The 15,340-nt window shown below is 66.2% G+C and carries 14 protein-coding genes; 6 read left to right on the top strand and 8 right to left on the bottom strand.

Annotated features, from left to right (window positions below; all coding sequences use genetic code 11):
* Positions 1–4 precede the first annotated feature (4 nt).
* From N5A93_RS06900 to cobS, 3 genes are all read right to left on the bottom strand, one after another.
* The gene (locus N5A93_RS06900; RefSeq protein WP_268954347.1) at positions 5–1,816 is read right to left on the bottom strand and encodes an aminopeptidase P family protein; all 1,812 of its coding nucleotides are present in this window, start codon (positions 1,814–1,816) and stop codon (positions 5–7) included.
* Between the two features lie 117 nt (positions 1,817–1,933).
* Entirely contained in the window at positions 1,934–3,811 is a 1,878-nt protein-coding gene (gene cobT / locus N5A93_RS06895) for a cobaltochelatase subunit CobT (RefSeq protein WP_268954346.1), read from the bottom strand.
* 136 nt (positions 3,812–3,947) lie between these two features.
* Positions 3,948–4,934 carry a cobaltochelatase subunit CobS gene (gene cobS, locus N5A93_RS06890; RefSeq protein WP_268954345.1) on the bottom strand — a complete coding sequence of 329 codons (987 nt, stop codon included), beginning with the start codon at positions 4,932–4,934 and terminating at the stop codon, positions 3,948–3,950.
* 145 nt (positions 4,935–5,079) lie between these two features.
* Here cobS and N5A93_RS06885 point away from each other — a divergent pair, with 145 nt between their 5' ends.
* The 4 genes from N5A93_RS06885 (at position 5,080) to msrB (ending at position 7,573) form a co-directional block, all read left to right on the top strand.
* Positions 5,080–5,634, top strand: a complete 555-nt coding sequence (locus N5A93_RS06885) for a sigma-70 family RNA polymerase sigma factor (RefSeq protein WP_268954344.1) — start codon at positions 5,080–5,082, stop codon at positions 5,632–5,634.
* Positions 5,631–6,344 carry an anti-sigma factor gene (locus N5A93_RS06880; RefSeq protein ID WP_268954343.1) on the top strand — a complete coding sequence of 238 codons (714 nt, stop codon included), beginning with the start codon at positions 5,631–5,633 and terminating at the stop codon, positions 6,342–6,344. Before N5A93_RS06885 ends, N5A93_RS06880 begins: the two co-directional genes overlap by 4 nt.
* A gap of 89 nt (positions 6,345–6,433) precedes the next feature.
* Positions 6,434–7,003 carry a fasciclin domain-containing protein gene (locus N5A93_RS06875; RefSeq protein WP_268954342.1) on the top strand — a complete coding sequence of 190 codons (570 nt, stop codon included), beginning with the start codon at positions 6,434–6,436 and terminating at the stop codon, positions 7,001–7,003.
* A gap of 96 nt (positions 7,004–7,099) precedes the next feature.
* Positions 7,100–7,573 (top strand): peptide-methionine (R)-S-oxide reductase MsrB, encoded by a 474-nt coding sequence (gene msrB / locus N5A93_RS06870; RefSeq protein WP_268954341.1) that lies wholly within the window; start codon positions 7,100–7,102, stop codon positions 7,571–7,573.
* 55 nt (positions 7,574–7,628) lie between these two features.
* Here the strand turns inward: msrB and N5A93_RS06865 are convergent, their stop codons facing one another.
* The 3 genes from N5A93_RS06865 to N5A93_RS06855 form a co-directional block, all read right to left on the bottom strand.
* Positions 7,629–8,252: a J domain-containing protein gene (locus tag N5A93_RS06865; RefSeq protein ID WP_268954340.1), complete on the bottom strand. Its 624-nt coding sequence runs from the start codon at positions 8,250–8,252 to the stop codon at positions 7,629–7,631.
* Positions 8,253–8,586: 334 nt separating this feature from the next.
* Positions 8,587–8,991 carry a DUF4177 domain-containing protein gene (locus tag N5A93_RS06860; RefSeq protein WP_268954339.1) on the bottom strand — a complete coding sequence of 135 codons (405 nt, stop codon included), beginning with the start codon at positions 8,989–8,991 and terminating at the stop codon, positions 8,587–8,589.
* 125 nt (positions 8,992–9,116) lie between these two features.
* Positions 9,117–10,160, bottom strand: a complete 1,044-nt coding sequence (locus N5A93_RS06855; RefSeq protein ID WP_268954338.1) for a YeeE/YedE family protein — start codon at positions 10,158–10,160, stop codon at positions 9,117–9,119.
* A 302-nt stretch (positions 10,161–10,462) separates the two neighbouring features.
* On the opposite strand from N5A93_RS06855, the gene N5A93_RS06850 reads away from it, so the two are divergent.
* Positions 10,463–11,716, top strand: coding sequence for an aminotransferase class V-fold PLP-dependent enzyme (locus N5A93_RS06850; RefSeq protein ID WP_268954337.1), 1,254 nt, complete (start codon positions 10,463–10,465; stop codon positions 11,714–11,716).
* 28 nt (positions 11,717–11,744) lie between these two features.
* Positions 11,745–12,908: a M20 aminoacylase family protein gene (locus N5A93_RS06845; RefSeq protein WP_268954336.1), complete on the top strand. Its 1,164-nt coding sequence runs from the start codon at positions 11,745–11,747 to the stop codon at positions 12,906–12,908.
* Between the two features lie 69 nt (positions 12,909–12,977).
* Here the strand turns inward: N5A93_RS06845 and N5A93_RS06840 are convergent, their stop codons facing one another.
* Together N5A93_RS06840 and N5A93_RS06835 are read right to left on the bottom strand one after the other, a co-directional pair.
* Positions 12,978–14,024 (bottom strand): glycosyltransferase family 4 protein, encoded by a 1,047-nt coding sequence (locus tag N5A93_RS06840; protein WP_268954335.1) that lies wholly within the window; start codon positions 14,022–14,024, stop codon positions 12,978–12,980.
* Between the two features lie 35 nt (positions 14,025–14,059).
* Positions 14,060–15,340, bottom strand: coding sequence for a 3-deoxy-D-manno-octulosonic acid transferase (locus N5A93_RS06835; protein WP_268954334.1), 1,281 nt, complete (start codon positions 15,338–15,340; stop codon positions 14,060–14,062).

Here is a 15,340-nt window from a genome sequence, read left to right as displayed (position 1 = left end):
TATGTCATCGCTCGGGCAGGGGGGCTGTCGCGTCGCGCAACCATAGACGCGCGGTCTGCGATAGCCGAGGGTCGATTTTGTCACGGCATGTCGCGTGATAGGCATCGAGCCATTCGCGCTCGGCGGCGCTCAGCATGTCGGTGCGGATCAGCCGCCGGTCGATCGGCACGAAATTCAGCGTTTCGAAACAGAGCTTTGCCGCCATATCGCCGCCGGGCAGGGTGTCGGCATCGGTCACGACGAGAAGGTTCTCGATGCGGATGCCGAAGGCGCCTTCGCGGTAGTAGCCGGGTTCGTTCGAGACGATCATGCCCGGCTCCAGCGCCACGTCGCTCATCCGCGAGAGGCGCTGCGGCCCTTCATGGACGCACAGATGCACGCCGACGCCATGCCCGGTGCCATGGGCGTAATCCTGATCCGCCAGCCACAGGGGATAGCGCGCGATCGCGTCCAGATCGCGCCCCGCGAGGCCGCGCGGCCAGCGGGCGCGGCTCATGGCGATCATGCCCTGCAGCACCCGGGTGAAGGCGGCGGATTCGTCGTCGCCCACCTCGCCCACGGGCAGGGTGCGGGTGATGTCGGTGGTGCCGTCAAGATATTGCCCGCCGCCATCGAGCACCAGAAGGTCGCCCGCCCGCAGCACCCGGTTGCTGGCCTGGGTCACCCGGTAATGGGCCAGTGCGCCATGCGGGCCGGACCCGGCGATGGTGTCAAAGCTGATATCCAGAAGCTGTCCGGTATCTCGGCGGCATTGCTCGAGCCGTGTCACCACGTCGATCTCGGTGATCGTGCCGGGGGCCTGGGCATCGAACCATGCGAGGAACTCGCAAACGGCCGCCCCGTCGCGCAGATGGGCGTTCCTTGTGGCGGCGATCTCGGCGCCGGTCTTGCAGGCCTTGGGCAGCAGGCAGGGATCGTCGCCCCAGACGTGGCCGGTATTGGATTCGTCAAGCTGTGCCACCACCCAGAGCGGCACGCTGGCCTTGTCGAGCCGCACCGGCCCGCCGAGGCTGCGCAGGCCGGGGCCGAACGCATTGGGCGGGCGGATCGTGACCTCCTCGCCCAGATGGTCGCGTACGGTCTGGTCCAGCTTTTCGGCCTCGACATAAAGTGTGAGATGCGCGTCGCCATGCAGCACCGCAAAGGCATGGGGCACCGGGTTGCGCGGGATGTCGCTGCCGCGGATATTGAGCAGCCAGGCGATCGAATCCGGCAAGGTGATGACCGCCGCCGCGTGGCCCGCATTGCGCAGCGCAGCGGCCAGCCGGCGGCGCTTGTCGCCCTGGGATTCGCCGGCCAGTTCCTCGGGATAGACGCGGATCGCGCCCACCGGGGCGGCGGGGCGCCCGGCCCAGATATGGTCGATCAGGTTCTTGCAGGGCCTGAGGATGATGCCGGTGCCCGCGAGGCCCGTCTTGATCGTGTCGATTTGCGCCGGGGTGTAAAGCCAGGGGTCGAAGCCGACGATGGCACCTTCGCCAAGATGCTGGCCAAGCCAGTCTGCCAGCCGGATCTCGGGCCAGTCGACCGGGGTGAAATGCCCGGTGTCGACCTGCGTCTTGACTTGTGTGCGATAGCGTCCGTCAACAAAGACCCCGGCCCGCTCCATCAGCACGGCGCAGAACCCGGCCGAGCCCGTGAACCCGGTAAGCCAGGCCAGCCGGTCATCACAGGGCGCCACATATTCGCCCTGAAAAGCATCGGCGCGCGGCACGAGATAGCCCGATAGCCCCTCGGCCGCCATCACCGCGCGCAGCTGCGCCAGGCGCGGCGGGCCTTGTTCGGGGCGGGCGGTCTCGTCGAAACTTTGGAACATGGGGCCTCCTGCCTGCTGCGCTGACCATGACGTGCTAGAGAAGCGATGCGCGAAGATCAATCGCGTTCATGCGCAGCGACGCGGTGGCAGGTGGGCGCGTGCAGGCGTGCGCCCGGCTCAGCCTGCCTTGCGCATGCCCATCACCCGCGCCCTGGCGCGCGGATCAGGATCGAACAGCGCGGCCAGCTGTTCGGTCATCGCCCCGGCCAGCTGATCGACATCGGTAATGGTGACCGCGCGCTCGTAATAGCGCGTCACGTCATGGCCGATGCCGATGGCCAGCAATTCGACCGCCTTGCGCCGCTCGACCATGGCGATCACGTCGCGCAGGTGCTTTTCAAGGTAATTCGCGGGATTGACCGACAGGGTGCTGTCATCCACCGGCGCGCCATCCGAGATCACCATCAGGATCTTGCGCGCCTCCTTGCGCGGGGCCAGCCTGCGATGCGCCCATTCCAGCGCCTCGCCGTCGATGTTTTCCTTCAACAGGCCCTCTTTCATCATCAGCCCGAGATTGTCGCGGGTGCGCCGCATCGGCGCGTCGGCGGATTTGTAGATGATGTGGCGCAGATCGTTCAGCCGGCCGGGCAGTTGCGCGCGCCCTTCGTTGAGCCACGCCTCGCGGCTTTGGCCACCTTTCCAGGCGCGCGTGGTGAAGCCCAGGATCTCCACCTTGACGCTGCACCGCTCCAGCGTGCGCGCCAGCACATCCGCGCAGATCGCCGCGATCGAGATGGGGCGGCCGCGCATGGAGCCGGAATTGTCCAGCAGCAGCGTCACCACCGTATCGCGGAATTCCATGTCCTTCTCGACCTTGAAGCTCAGCGGAGTCGTCGGGTTCGCGACCACGCGCGCAAGGCGCCCGGCATCGAGGATGCCTTCCTCGCGGTCGAACTCCCAGCTGCGGCTTTGCTGCGCCTGAAGGCGGCGTTGCAGCTTGTTGGCCAGGCGGCTGACCGCGCCCTTGAGCGGCTCGAGCTGCTGGTCGAGATAGGCGCGCAGGCGTTCCAGTTCGACCGGCTCGGCCAGGTCCTCGGCGCGGATTTCCTCGTCATATTCGGTGGAATAGACGGTGTAGCCGGGATCGGCATCCGAAACCGGCTGGGCATCGGGCGGCTCCATCGGGGCCTCACCCTCGGGGAGTTCGGCCTCCTCGCTCATCTCCTCGTCGGCCAGATCGTCCATCGAGACCTGGGCCTGCGCCTCGTCCTGCTGTTCTTCCTGGCTTTGCTCGGGGTTGGCCTCGGCGTCGCTCTCTTCGCTGTCATCCTGGCCCGAGCTGTCGGGCTGTTCCTCCTCGTCGGGGGATTGCTCGGCGTCTTCGTCCTGATCGTCGTCGGGCGCGTCCGGGTCGTCGCCCAACTGGTCGCCATAGCCGAGATCCCGGATCACCTTGCGCGCGAAGCGGGCGAATTCGGCCTGATCGGCCAAGATGTCCTGAAGGTTGTCAAGCGTGTCGCCCGCCTGGCTTTCGATGAAATCGCGCCAGAGGTCCATGACGTTGTGCGCCCCCGAAGGCAGCTCGCGCCCGGTCGCCAGATGCCGCACGAGATAGCCCGCGGCAGTGGCCAGCGGCGCATCGGCGCGGTCATTGATCTCGCCATAGCCCAGACGGTCGGCCTCGGCGCCGATCTTGGCGTCGATATTGCCCGCGGTGCCGGGCATTTCGCGCGCGCCGATCGCCTCGCAGCGGGCGGTTTCCATCGCCTCGTAAAGGTCGCGCGCCATGTCCCCGGCGGGGTTGTAGCGCGCATGGGTCCTAGCGTCGTGATAGCGGTGGCGCAGCGCCAGCGCATCGGCGGTGCCGCGCGCCTGAAGCACCTCGTCGCGGGTCATGCGCCGGCTGATCTGGGGCAGGCGCATGGCATCGCCGCTCAGGCCCGCCGGATCGACCGAATAGCTGACATTCAACTCTGGGTCGTCGGCCAGCACCTTGGTCGCTTCGGCCAGCGCCTTCTTGAACGGGTCGGCCGGGTTGTCACTGTTCTGCGCCATCTTCGCCCTTTCCCTCAGCCCCGATGGTCTTCATCTGGCGAAAAATACCTCGGGGGAGTCGCGCCAAAGGCGCGGCGGGGGCTGCGCCCCCCTCTTCCGCGGGCCTTGGCGCCGCGGTGTTCTTGTGCCTGACGGCTCACCCCAGGCTCATGCTGGCCGCACTTTCGGGCAGTTCCTCGTCAAAGCAGCGCTGGTAGAACTCGGCCACGGTCTGGCGTTCGAGCTCGTCGCATTTGTTGAGGAAGGTCAGCCGGAACGCATAGCCCACATCGCGGAAGATCGTCGCGTTCTGCGCCCATGCGATCACCGTGCGCGGGCTCATCACCGTGCTGAGCTCGCCATTCATGAAGGCGGTGCGGCTCAGGTCGGCGACGGTGACCATCTGGCTGACGGTCTGACGCCCGGCGGCGGTGTTGTAGACCGGGTTCTTGGCCAGCACGATATTGGTTTCGGCGTCATGGCTGAGATAGTTCAGCGTCGCCACCAGACTCCAGCGGTCCATCTGGCCCTGGTTGATCTGCTGGGTGCCGTGATACAGCCCCGTCGTGTCGCCGAGGCCGACCGTGTTGGCGGTGGCGAACAGGCGGAAATACGGGTTGGGCGAGATCACCTCGTTCTGATCCAGCAGCGTGAGCTTGCCGTCGGCCTCCAGCACCCGCTGGATCACGAACATCACGTCGGCGCGCCCGGCGTCGTATTCGTCGAACACGATCGCGGTCGGGTTGCGCAGCGCCCAGGGCAGGATACCTTCGTGGAATTCGGTCACCTGCTTGCCGTCGCGCAGCTTGATCGCGTCCTTGCCGATCAGGTCGATGCGGCTGATATGGCTGTCGAGGTTCACCCGCACGCAGGGCCAGTTCAGTCGGCTGGCCACCTGTTCGATATGGGTTGATTTGCCGGTGCCGTGATAGCCCTGGATCATCACCCGGCGGTTATGGCTGAAGCCTGCAAGGATCGCCAGCGTGGTGTCGGGGTCGAACTTGTAGGTGCTGTCATGCTCGGGCACGCGTTCGCTGCGTTCGGGGAATCCCTTGACGGTCATGTCCGAGTCGATGCCGAACACCTCGCGAACGGAGATTTCCTCGGTGGGTTTGGCGTTGATGTCAATGTTGCCGTCGGCCATGCGCGCGGTCCTTCAGTATCGGTGATCTCAATCGGGCTCCGTCGTGCAACATATCGCGCGAAAGGGCAAGGGGAAGGGGGGAAATCCCATTCCCGCTTAAAGCCGGTGCTGTCGTCGCGCGCGGCTTTGGGTTAAACGGGTCGCGATGGCGACGCGCGACGAGATCGAGAACTGGCTTGCAAAGGCTGCCCTGGGGGACCGGGCAGCGTTTGACGCGCTTTACATGGCGACCTCGGCGAAACTTTTCGGCATCTGCCTGCGTGTGTTGGATAACCGGGCGGAATCAGAAGAGGTATTGCAGGATATCTATGTCAGGGTCTGGAACCATGCCGGACGCTACCAGGTGAATGGGCTCAGCCCGATGACATGGCTGATCACCATCGCCCGCAACGCCGCCATCGACCGCCTTCGCCGCCGTCGCGCGGCAGGGGCGGGCGACAGCGCGGGCACCGACATGGCCGAGGCGCAGGCCGATCCCGCGCCCGGCCCCGAGGCCCGCGCGATCGCGGCCTCAGAGAGCGCGCGGCTCGACGCCTGCTTTGACGAGCTCGAATCGGGCCATGCGGCGGCGGTGCGGGGCGCCTATCTTGACGGTGAGACTTATGGTGATCTCGCGGATCGTTTCGGGGTGCCGCTGAACACGATGCGCACATGGCTGCGCCGCAGCCTGTTGAAACTGAGGGAGTGCCTGTCGCGATGAGCGATGAGATGCCCGAACGCGATGCCGACAAGGCGCTGGCCGGGGAATATGCCCTGGGCCTGCTGCCGCCCGACGAGGCGGCGGCCTTCGAGTCGCGTCTGGCGCAGGAACCCGAATTGCGCGCGCTTTATGCGCAATGGGCCGAGGATCTGGCCGCGCTGACCGATCCGATTGTGCCGGTCGCGCCGCCCGTGCATCTGCATGGCGCGCTGATGGTGCGGCTTTTCGGGCGTGCGGGCGATCCGGTGGCTGCAACGCATGGGCGGGGCGCGCAGTGGATTCGCTGGGTACTGGGCAGCCTGACCGCCACGGCGCTGGCGCTGGTGCTGATCTTCGCCATGGGCCTGCCCGAGCGCGGATCGCAGCCGCCCGTCGCGCCTTCCTATGTGGCGGAACTGGCCGCCGAGGATCGAAGCCTTCTCATTTCCGCCGCCTATGACGAAGAGGCGGGGCGCTTTCATCTTGAGCGCGCGCGCGGCGCGGCGCCCGGCGGGCGCGCGCTGGAGCTGTGGCTGATCGCGGGCGATGATGCGCCGGTGTCGCTGGGGGTTCTGCCCGAGGCGCGCAGCGCCAGCGTGCCGGTGCCGGAATCGCTGCGCGCGCGGCTGGATGGTGCAGCGCTGGCGGTCTCGGACGAGCCCGAGGGCGGATCGCCCACGGGCGCCCCCACCGGCGAGGTGCTGGCCGTGGGCGCGATCACGAACACGTGACCGGACAATGTGAAACTTCCTGAGCGGGGCCGCGTGGCTTCGGGCGTCTGCGGGCAATCGCGCCGGGCAGCCAACCAAGGAGGAACAACATGTTCAACAAGACATTTTTCGCCACGACCTTTGCCGCAACCACAGCCGTTCTGGGCCTGAGTGCCGGTATCGCCAGCGCCGAGAACCCGATGGTGGGTGGTGCGGCGATGTTTGCCGACAAGACGATTGTCGAGAATGCGGTCAATTCGAAGGATCACGAGACGCTGGTCGCCGCCGTCAAGGCGGCCGGGCTGGTCGATGTGCTGAATTCCGAGGGGCCGTTCACCGTCTTCGCGCCCACGGACGACGCATTCGGCATGCTCAAGGACGGCACCGTCGAGGCGCTGCTGGAACCGGCGGCCAAGGAGCAGCTGGCCAATATCCTGAAATGCCACGTTGTCGGCGCCGAGGCGATGTCGATGGCGATCAAGGGCATGGTGGATGACGATGGCGGCGTGCATCCCGTGCCGACGCTGGGCACATGCACGCTGCAGGCCACCTATGAGGGCGACAAGATCATGCTCGAGGACGAGCGTGGCCGCATCATCAATGTGACGATCGCCGATGTCGACCAGTCGAATGGCGTCATCCATGTGGTCGACCGGGTGATCCTGCCGCCGCAATCGTAAGGGCGATCACCTGATTGTGCGGGGCCGAGCATTGCGCCACGGCCCCGCATTGCACATCTTGCACAAGACATGGGAAACGACCCTGGGAGGTCCGTCATGAACCGACGCAGCTTTATCGCCACGACCCTCATTGCCGGGACCGGCCTGTCGCTGGCCGGGCGGAGCGGGGCTGACGAGAGTTTTGAAATCACCCGCAGCGAGGCTGAATGGAAGGCCATGCTGAGCGATGCCGAATATGCCGTGATGCGCGAGGAAGGCACCGAAAGGGCCTATTCATCGCCTCTGCACGATCAGAAGACCGAGGGCACCTATCTGTGCCGGGGCTGCGATCTGCCGCTTTATTCCAGCGCGCATAAATACGACAGCAAGACCGGCTGGCCGAGTTTCTGGCAGGCGATCGACGCGGATGCGATTGCCACCAAGCGGGACTGGAAGATGGTGATCCCGCGCACCGAATGCCATTGCAGCCGTTGTGGCAGCCATCTGGGGCATATCTTCGACGACGGTCCCGAACCCACCGGCAAACGCCATTGCATCAACGGCGTGAGCCTGAAGTTCAAGGCAGCCTGAGTCCGGTCAGGACCGCATTTGCAGGACCGTCATTGCGGTCCTGCCGACCTGTTGTCTATTTGAAATTTCGGCTCTGCTTGATCTGGTCCCAGGCCCAGACCACCTGTTGCAGCTGTTCTTCCTGGCTGCGGTCGCCGCCGTTGATGTCGGGATGCAGCACTTTGATCAGCGCCTTGTAGGCCTTGCGGATCTCGGTCTTGGTCCAGTCATCCCTGGCTTCCAGAATCTCGATGGCGCGGCGTTCGGTCGGGGGCAGCTTGCGCCCGCCGGCCTTGGCACGGCCGGGGTTCTGCGTGGCGTTGCCGCCAAGAACCTGATGCGGGTCCTCGATTCCCAGCCTTGACCAGGCCCGCTGTTCGGGATCGACAAAGGATTTCGTCTCGCGCTCCCAGACCTTGTCCTTGGACATCTGGGCGTTCATCTCGGCCTCGGTGGTGCCGTGGAAGAAATTCCAGTGCTGGTTGTATTCGCGCACATGATCCTTGCAGAACCAATAGAAATCATCCAGCACGTCCGGCGCCTTGGGCGCACGATACTTGCCGGGTTCGTTGCAGCCCTCTTTCTCGCAGACGCGAGTCGAGGTTTCTGAGGCGCCCGACATGCCACGGCGTCCGCGCGGATTTTTCTTCTTCGCGGACGAAACCGACATGTCGAAACCGAATGGGTCTGTCTTGGACATGGCTCTACCTTTGCGACTCGGAGCGAGGAGTTTATTCCAAACGGGGGTGAATTGAAGGGGGCTGGACAGAAAAAAATCAATATTGCAGCGGAATTCCGCGAAGTCTTGGTCAAGGGGTCTGCGGGCGACGGGCACCAAAAGCAGACAGGAGGCCAGGCCCGGTGGGGCCTGACGGGATGTTCGCGGGTGCGGCTTTGCCGGTTTTCGCCTTTCCGTGACATGCGCGGGACCGGCGCAGATGACACGGGTCAAGAGCATTTGCAAGGCGCGCCGCGCTTATGGGCCGCAATCCAAAGGTCAGAGTTGCGCAGGGGCGCGGGTGCGCGCGGGAAGATCAGGTGCGCGACGTGTCGTCGGCGTCTGTTTCGGAGGGTATTTCGGTGGCTGTTTCCGGGGCGCTAGCGCTGCTTTCGGTTGTATCCTCATGAGGGTCGGGCGGGGGTGCTGGTGCTTCGCTATGGTCGCTGGCGCTGTCGTCCTCCGCGACCGGCGCAAGATCGGCAAGCGGGGCGGTCAGTGGGCGGCGAAACACCAGCACGCTTCGATAGATTGTCTGGCTCGATGTGAGCCCCTGGCGTTCCTCGGAGGGCAGGATATCCGAGCGGTGATATTCCCAGCCATCGGCGGCCACCTCGTTCATCGCCGCCTCAAGCGCATGAGCAAAGCGCTGCGCGGGGCCCTTGACGCCAGCCGCCTTGATTCCCTTGGTCGGTGCGGGAAGGACCTTGTATTCATACATTTCATTCAAACCGGTTCGGATTCAAGATGCGGCGCATCCTAGCGTTCCGCACCGGGGGCACAAGGGCACGAATGCAAACGGCCCCGGCGCAATGCACCGGGGCCGCCTTGATCCTTGGGCCTGTCTTATTCGGCGGGGTGGGGATGCGCCAGCCGGACAGGCGCGCCACGCAGCGCGCGGTCGGTGATCAGACCGCCCGCGACGATCGACAGGATCGCCAGCACCGCGGCCACCGACAGGGTCGGCACGCCCGAGAGGCCCGCGCCTACGGTGCAGCCACCGGCCAGCACGCCACCCAGCCCCATCAGCACCGCGCCCGCCATGTAGCGGCCGGTCTGGCGGGGGCTTTCAAAGCTCTGCCAGGCAAAGCTGCCGCTCAGCAGGGCCGCCGCCAGCGCGCCGATCAGCACGCCGCCGACAAGCCCGGTGCCAAAGCCCGCCGGGATCGCCGATGCGGCGACGGCGTAGAACAGCGAATCGGCCGCGGGCGAGGTGAAGGACAGCGATTCCATCGCGATCGGGTCAAAATCATCGTAAAGCACATAGCCCGTGCCGACCCATGCGAGGGGCGCCAGAAGACCGATCAGCGCGGCCAGCGCCAGCATGACGGGCCGGTTGCCCGAGCGCAGCGCGAAGGTCAGCGCGCCAATCGCGATCAGCGCCGACCAGACCAGCGGGTTGCCCGGCAGCGCCGCGCTGTCCAGACTCAGGGTGTGCGATCCCAGCGACGTGCGCAGCGGCGCCAGCACGCCCTTGAGCGCCGCATGGGCGGTTACGGCGAAGACCAGCAGCACAAGCAGCGCGCGCAGGTTGCCCGAGCCGCTCAGCACTGTCAGACGCGACACGCAACCGCGCGTCAGCACCATGCCCGCGCCGAACATCAGCCCGCCCGCGACAATCGCCAGAACCGGCAATTCGCTGGCCATGAAACGGTGATCGCCAAAGCCGATCCACCCCAATGCCACCGCACCCTGCGTCCCCAGAACCGCGACGGCCAGCGCCGTCAGCCAGATCCCGGCGGCCTGCCGGCGGTCCTCGCCGACCAGCGCGCGACGCAGGCAGAACCGCGTCAGCTGAGCCAGCGCGCCAAAGGCCACGCCCAGTAAAATTGCGAACCAGATCGCCGCCTGCGGCGCGGTCAGGGTCTCGAACCCCAAAGTTTCAAACATGAGCTTTCCCCCAGAACAGGAATTTTGTCCCAGATGAGGCCAAATCCATGCACGATCAAGCATGTCTCCATATGTTGCATCGGGCGTGAGCGGGACGCTGTTCCGGTGCGGCCGGATCGGCAGAACGCCTGTCTTGCCGCGCGTGCCGGCGGGGCCCAGCTGTTCGGCTCTTGCCGGGTGGCGGCGATCCCGGTTCTTTTTCGCTGCGGGCGGGTGCCGGCGGCCTTGGGGCTTGAATTCCGTCCGGCGCTGGCGGATTGTCGGCCCCCGAGAGACGACCCGTCCGACAGGAAGGCAGACCCATGATCGCCCAGACCCCCGGCCTGATGGAGGCCGTGCGCGCCCGTTTCGCCCATGTGGAGACGTGCCCCTTCGAGGGGCCGCGCATCTTTTTCGAGAATGCCGGCGGCGCGCTGCGCCTGAAATCGGTGATCGAGACATCCGCCGCCTATGCGGGCTACCCCGACAATCAGGGGCGCGACAACCCGGCCTCGGCGGCCCTGATGGCGGCCATCGCGCGCGGCAAGGCCGACATGGCGCTGTTTTTCAATGCGCCCGGCGGTCAGGTCTTTGTCGGCGAAAGCGGCACCGAGGTGTTGTTTCGTCTGATCCGCACCGCAGCGCTCGGGGCGCAGCCGGGCGGGATGATGCTGGGTTCGACGCTGGAGCACCCGGCATCCGCCAGCGCCATGGCCCGTTGGGCCGAAGTGACGGGCCGCCCACTGGTCAGCGTGGCCCATGACAATGCCAGCGGCACCGTGGATGTCGCCGCGTATCGCGCGGCGCTGACGCCCGAGACCCGCGTTGCCAGCATCGTGCATACTTCGCCGGTCACCGGCATGGCGGTGGATGTCGAGGCGATCGCCGCCGCGATTCGCGAAGTCGCGCCGGACTGTTTCATCATCGTCGACGGCATCCAGCATGCCAGCCACGGAGCGGTCGATGTGGATGCGATCGGCGCGGATGGCTATGCCGTCTCGCCCTACAAGATGTTCTCGCGCCATGGTTACGGTGTGGGTTGGGCCTCGGAGCGGCTGACCGATTGCCCCAAGGAGCAGATCCGCAACGGCCCGGCGGCGAACTGGGAGATGGGCACGCGCGACACCGGCGCCTATGCGGCATTCTCGGATGTGGTGGCCTATCTGGAATGGCTGGGCGGGGCGTTCAGCGACAGTGCCGACCGCCGCGTCAGGCTGGAGGCCGCGGCGCGCGCGATCCGCGCCCATGAGCAGGACCTGACGCGCGCCATGATGCAGGGCGCGGGAAACTTGCCGGGGCTTGTGGACATGCCCGGGGTCGAGATCATCGGCGGCGCGGCCATCGAGGGGCGCGAAGGCGTCGTGTCACTGCGCTGCCGCTCCATCGGTGCGGCGGATCTGGTGACGCATCTGCGCGAGAACGGCATCCGGGTGCATATCCGCAAGAACGACCATTATTGCGGCAATGTGCTCGGCCCGCTGGGGTTCGATGAATGCGTGCGCGTGTCGATGAGCCATTACAATACCGAGGACGAGGTGCGCCGCTTCCTCTCGGCCATGCAGCAGGTGGCGGCCTGAAGGCCGTGCCCGGACAAAGGACAGACCCATGCCCGTGAAGAACCGTTTCGCCGAACTCCATGACGAGATCACCGCATGGCGGCGCGATCTGCACCAGCATCCCGAATTGCTGTTCGACACCCACCGCACCGCTGATCTGGTCGCGGAAAGGCTGCGCGCATTCGGCTGCGACGAGGTGGTGACGGGGCTGGGGCGCACCGGGGTGGTCGGTGTGATCAAGGGGCGCCAGACCGGTTCGGGCAAGGTGGTGGGGCTGCGCGCCGACATGGACGCGCTGCCGATCCACGAGACGACGGGTCTGGATTATGCCTCGAGCGAGCCGGGCAAGATGCATGCCTGCGGCCATGACGGGCATACCTCGATGCTGCTTGGTGCGGCGCGCTACCTGGCCGAAACGCGCAATTTCGACGGCACCTGCGTGGTGATCTTCCAGCCCGCCGAAGAGGGCGGCGGTGGCGGGCGCGAGATGTGTGCCGACGGGCTGATGGAGCGCTTCGCCATCGACGAGGTCTACGGCATGCATAACTGGCCCGGCATCCCCGAGGGCCGGTTCGCCATCCGTCCGGGTCCGTTCTTTGCCGCCACCGACAAATTCGAAATCGTGATCGAAGGGCAGGGCGGCCATGCCGCCAAGCCGCATGACACGATCGACCCGACGGTGATCGCAAGTCACTTGGTGCTGGCGCTTCAGACCATCGTCAGCCGCAATGTCGATCCGACCCAACAGGCGGTCGTGTCGGTCACCGCCCTCAAGACCAGTTCGGACGCCTTCAACGTGATCCCCGCACGCGTCCATATGATCGGCACCGCCCGCACGCTCGACGCCGGGATGCGCGACCTGGTCGAGGCCCGGATGCAGGCACTTTGCGACACGATCCCGGCGGGGTTCGGCGGGCGCGCGACACTTGATTACGAACGCAACTACCCGGTGATGGTGAACCATGACGCCCAGACCGATTTCGCCGCCGAGGTGGCGCGCTCGGTATCGGGGCAATGCGACGAAGCCCCGCTGGTCATGGGCGGCGAGGATTTCGCCTTCATGCTCGAAGAACGCCCCGGCGCCTATATCCTTGTGGGCAATGGCGACACGGCGATGGTTCACAACCCCGACTACAATTTCAACGACGCGGTGATCCCCTCGGGCTGCAGCTGGTGGGCCGGGATCATCGAACAGCGCATGCCCATTGGCTGAGGCGCGCTGCGCCCCTTTCATCTGGCTGAAAATACCTCGGGGGTCCGGGGGCAGCGCCCCCGGCCTTGCCTAGGCTTCGTCCAGAAGCGCGCGGTAGATCGCGCAGAGCGCCTCGGCTTCCTGTTCGATCCGGCAATGGGTCTCGGCATGGGTGCGGGCATTGGCCGACCAGGTCGCGCGCAGTTCCGCATCGTCCAGCAGGCGCGCGGTGGCGGTGCTCATGGCCCCGATATCCTCGATATCGACCAGCGTGCCGGTCTCGCCATCCTGCACCAGCTCCTCGAATGCGCCGGCCCGCGTCGCCACCACCGGCACGCCGCAGGCCATCGCCTCGAGCGGTGTGAGGCCGAAACCCTCCCAGCGTTGCGGCGCGATATAAAGGTCCAGCGCCTTGAACCAGCGCGACACGTCCCAATGCGGATCCTCGGGCAGGAAGAGGAAGCGATCCTTCAGCCCTGCGGCCTTGACCTTGTCCACCAGCCCGGCGTGGAAATCGCGGAACTGATCGGTCACGCCGCCCATTATCACCGCCACCGCATCGGGGCGCTCGGGCAGCAGGCGCAGCATCATGTCGGTGAAAAGGTCGTTGCCCTTCTGCGGGCGGATGCGCCCGAAACAGCCCACCAGCAACTTGTCCTGCGGCAGGCCCAGTTCGGCGCGCAGCGCCGGTTTGTCGGCAACCGGGGCGAACCGCGCCACGTCGATGCCGTGGTGGATCACCTGCGCTTCGACCTCCAGAAACGAGGCCGAGCGCGCTGAGGTCGCCACCACGTGATCCATCTGCCGGATCATCCACTTGGTCAGCTTCTTGTGATCGCGCTGCGCGGCCGAGGTGAAGACCAGTTTCAGATCCTTGCGCAGCAGGCGTTTGAGCGCGATTCCCGCCAGCATCTCGTTGTTGCGCCGCGCGTGCCAGACCCGGCGGCGGCGGCTCATGCCGGGCAGGCTGGCACTGGGGATCTGCGGGATTTCGGGCGGGATATTCGGCCCCGCCGTTGCGATGCGCATCATTTCCGCCTGGATCGGGACAAGGCGGAACACGGTCGATGTCACGCCCGACATGCGCGCCTTGAAGTTCGGGGCGATCACGTCGATGGCGTCGGCGGGGTGAGACATGGCGCGGGCCTTGGCTGATGATCCTTTTGCGGCTCTTACACCGGATCCATGAGCGCCGAAAGGTCCAGCGCCAGCGCATCGAGCGCATCTTCCTGCGCGTGGGCAAAGGCCTCGATCCGCCCCCGCGCCCCGTCCTGCGCGCCGGGATCGGCCAGCAATTCAGCGACGGCCTTTGCGAGGGTCGATTCATCGGTGACCTCGGTGCTCGCGCCAGCGGCGTGCAGCTCGTCATAGGTGTCGGCGAAATTGGCGTGAAACGGGCCATGAATGAGCGCCGATCCCGCATGGGCGGGTTCATAGGGGTTGTGCCCGCCCACCGGCACGAAGGAGCCGCAAAGACAGGTGATGGGCGACAGGCGATACCAGAGCCCAGTCTCTCCAAGCGTGTCGGCCAGGTAGACTTGTGTCCGCGCCTCGGGCAGCGCGCCCGAAGCCCGGCGCATCGCGCATAGCCCGGCCTTGGCGATCAGCGCTTCGATGTCCGGGGCGCGTTCGGGGTGGCGCGGCACGAGTATCAGCAGCAGCTCGGGCCAGCGCTCGATCAGGTTGGCATGTGCGGCAAGCACGATTTCGTCCTCGCCGGGATGCGTGGAACTGGCAAGCCAGACGGGGCGTGTGCCCAGTGCCGCCCGCATCCGTGCCAGCGCCTCCGCGTCATGGGGCAATGGCCCCGAAAGCGACTTGAGGTTGCGCCCCGCACGGGCATGGACCAACCCCAGATCGTGCAGATTGGCCTCTGTGCGGCGGTCCTGGCAATGGATGAGCGAGAACATCCCCAAAAGGTGTCGCGCGGTCCGGCCAAAGCGTTTCCAGCCGCGCATCGAGCGATCAGAAATCCGCGCGTTCAACAGCGCCATCGGCACCCCGGCTGCGTGGGTCATGCCCAGCATCTGGGGCCAGAATTCGCTTTCGACGAAGATCGCCAGATCGGGGCGCCAATGGGCCAGAAAGCGGCCCACTGCGGCGCGGCTGTCGAGCGGCGCAAACTGGTGCTGGCAGCGTGGCGGCAGGCGGTCGGCCAGCACCTTGCCGGATGTGGCTGTGCCCGAGGTGATCAGGAAATGCCAGTTGGCGTCGGTCTGCCCCAAATGCGCGATCAGGCGCAGAACCGAAAGGCTTTCGCCGACGCTGGCCGCGTGAAACCAGATCAGCCGCCCGTCGGGGCGTGCGGCGGTGGCATGGCCGATGCGTTCGCGCAAACGCGAGCGTCCGGTGCCATGCGCCAGAAGTTTGGCGCGTACCCGCCGATAGGCGATGGGGGCCAGCAGGTCGGCGGCAAGCGTGTAGATTCGAAGGGGAAGCGGCCGCCAGCCCAT

The sequence above is a fragment of the Roseovarius salincola genome (assembly GCF_026891095.1).
Lineage (GTDB): Bacteria > Pseudomonadota > Alphaproteobacteria > Rhodobacterales > Rhodobacteraceae > Roseovarius > Roseovarius salincola.
The sequence above is the reverse complement of the archived record's forward strand: the minus strand, read 5'-3'. Positions and strand labels throughout refer to the sequence as shown.

Excerpts from the sequence above, each read along its gene's own strand:
- N5A93_RS06875 (WP_268954342.1), top strand. The coding sequence starts at position 6,434 with ATGTTCAACAAGACATTTTTCGCCACGACCTTTGCCGCAACCACAGCC.
- N5A93_RS06855 (WP_268954338.1), bottom strand. The coding sequence starts at position 10,160 with ATGTTTGAAACTTTGGGGTTCGAGACCCTGACCGCGCCGCAGGCGGCG.
- N5A93_RS06845 (WP_268954336.1), top strand. The coding sequence starts at position 11,745 with ATGCCCGTGAAGAACCGTTTCGCCGAACTCCATGACGAGATCACCGCA.
- N5A93_RS06900 (WP_268954347.1), bottom strand. The coding sequence starts at position 1,816 with ATGTTCCAAAGTTTCGACGAGACCGCCCGCCCCGAACAAGGCCCGCCG.
- N5A93_RS06860 (WP_268954339.1), bottom strand. The coding sequence starts at position 8,991 with ATGTATGAATACAAGGTCCTTCCCGCACCGACCAAGGGAATCAAGGCG.
- N5A93_RS06880 (WP_268954343.1), top strand. The coding sequence starts at position 5,631 with ATGAGCGATGAGATGCCCGAACGCGATGCCGACAAGGCGCTGGCCGGG.
- N5A93_RS06850 (WP_268954337.1), top strand. The coding sequence starts at position 10,463 with ATGATCGCCCAGACCCCCGGCCTGATGGAGGCCGTGCGCGCCCGTTTC.
- N5A93_RS06865 (WP_268954340.1), bottom strand. The coding sequence starts at position 8,252 with ATGTCCAAGACAGACCCATTCGGTTTCGACATGTCGGTTTCGTCCGCG.
- N5A93_RS06840 (WP_268954335.1), bottom strand. The coding sequence starts at position 14,024 with ATGTCTCACCCCGCCGACGCCATCGACGTGATCGCCCCGAACTTCAAG.
- msrB (WP_268954341.1), top strand. The coding sequence starts at position 7,100 with ATGAACCGACGCAGCTTTATCGCCACGACCCTCATTGCCGGGACCGGC.
- cobS (WP_268954345.1), bottom strand. The coding sequence starts at position 4,934 with ATGGCCGACGGCAACATTGACATCAACGCCAAACCCACCGAGGAAATC.
- N5A93_RS06835 (WP_268954334.1), bottom strand. The coding sequence starts at position 15,340 with ATGGGCTGGCGGCCGCTTCCCCTTCGAATCTACACGCTTGCCGCCGAC.
- cobT (WP_268954346.1), bottom strand. The coding sequence starts at position 3,811 with ATGGCGCAGAACAGTGACAACCCGGCCGACCCGTTCAAGAAGGCGCTG.
- N5A93_RS06885 (WP_268954344.1), top strand. The coding sequence starts at position 5,080 with ATGGCGACGCGCGACGAGATCGAGAACTGGCTTGCAAAGGCTGCCCTG.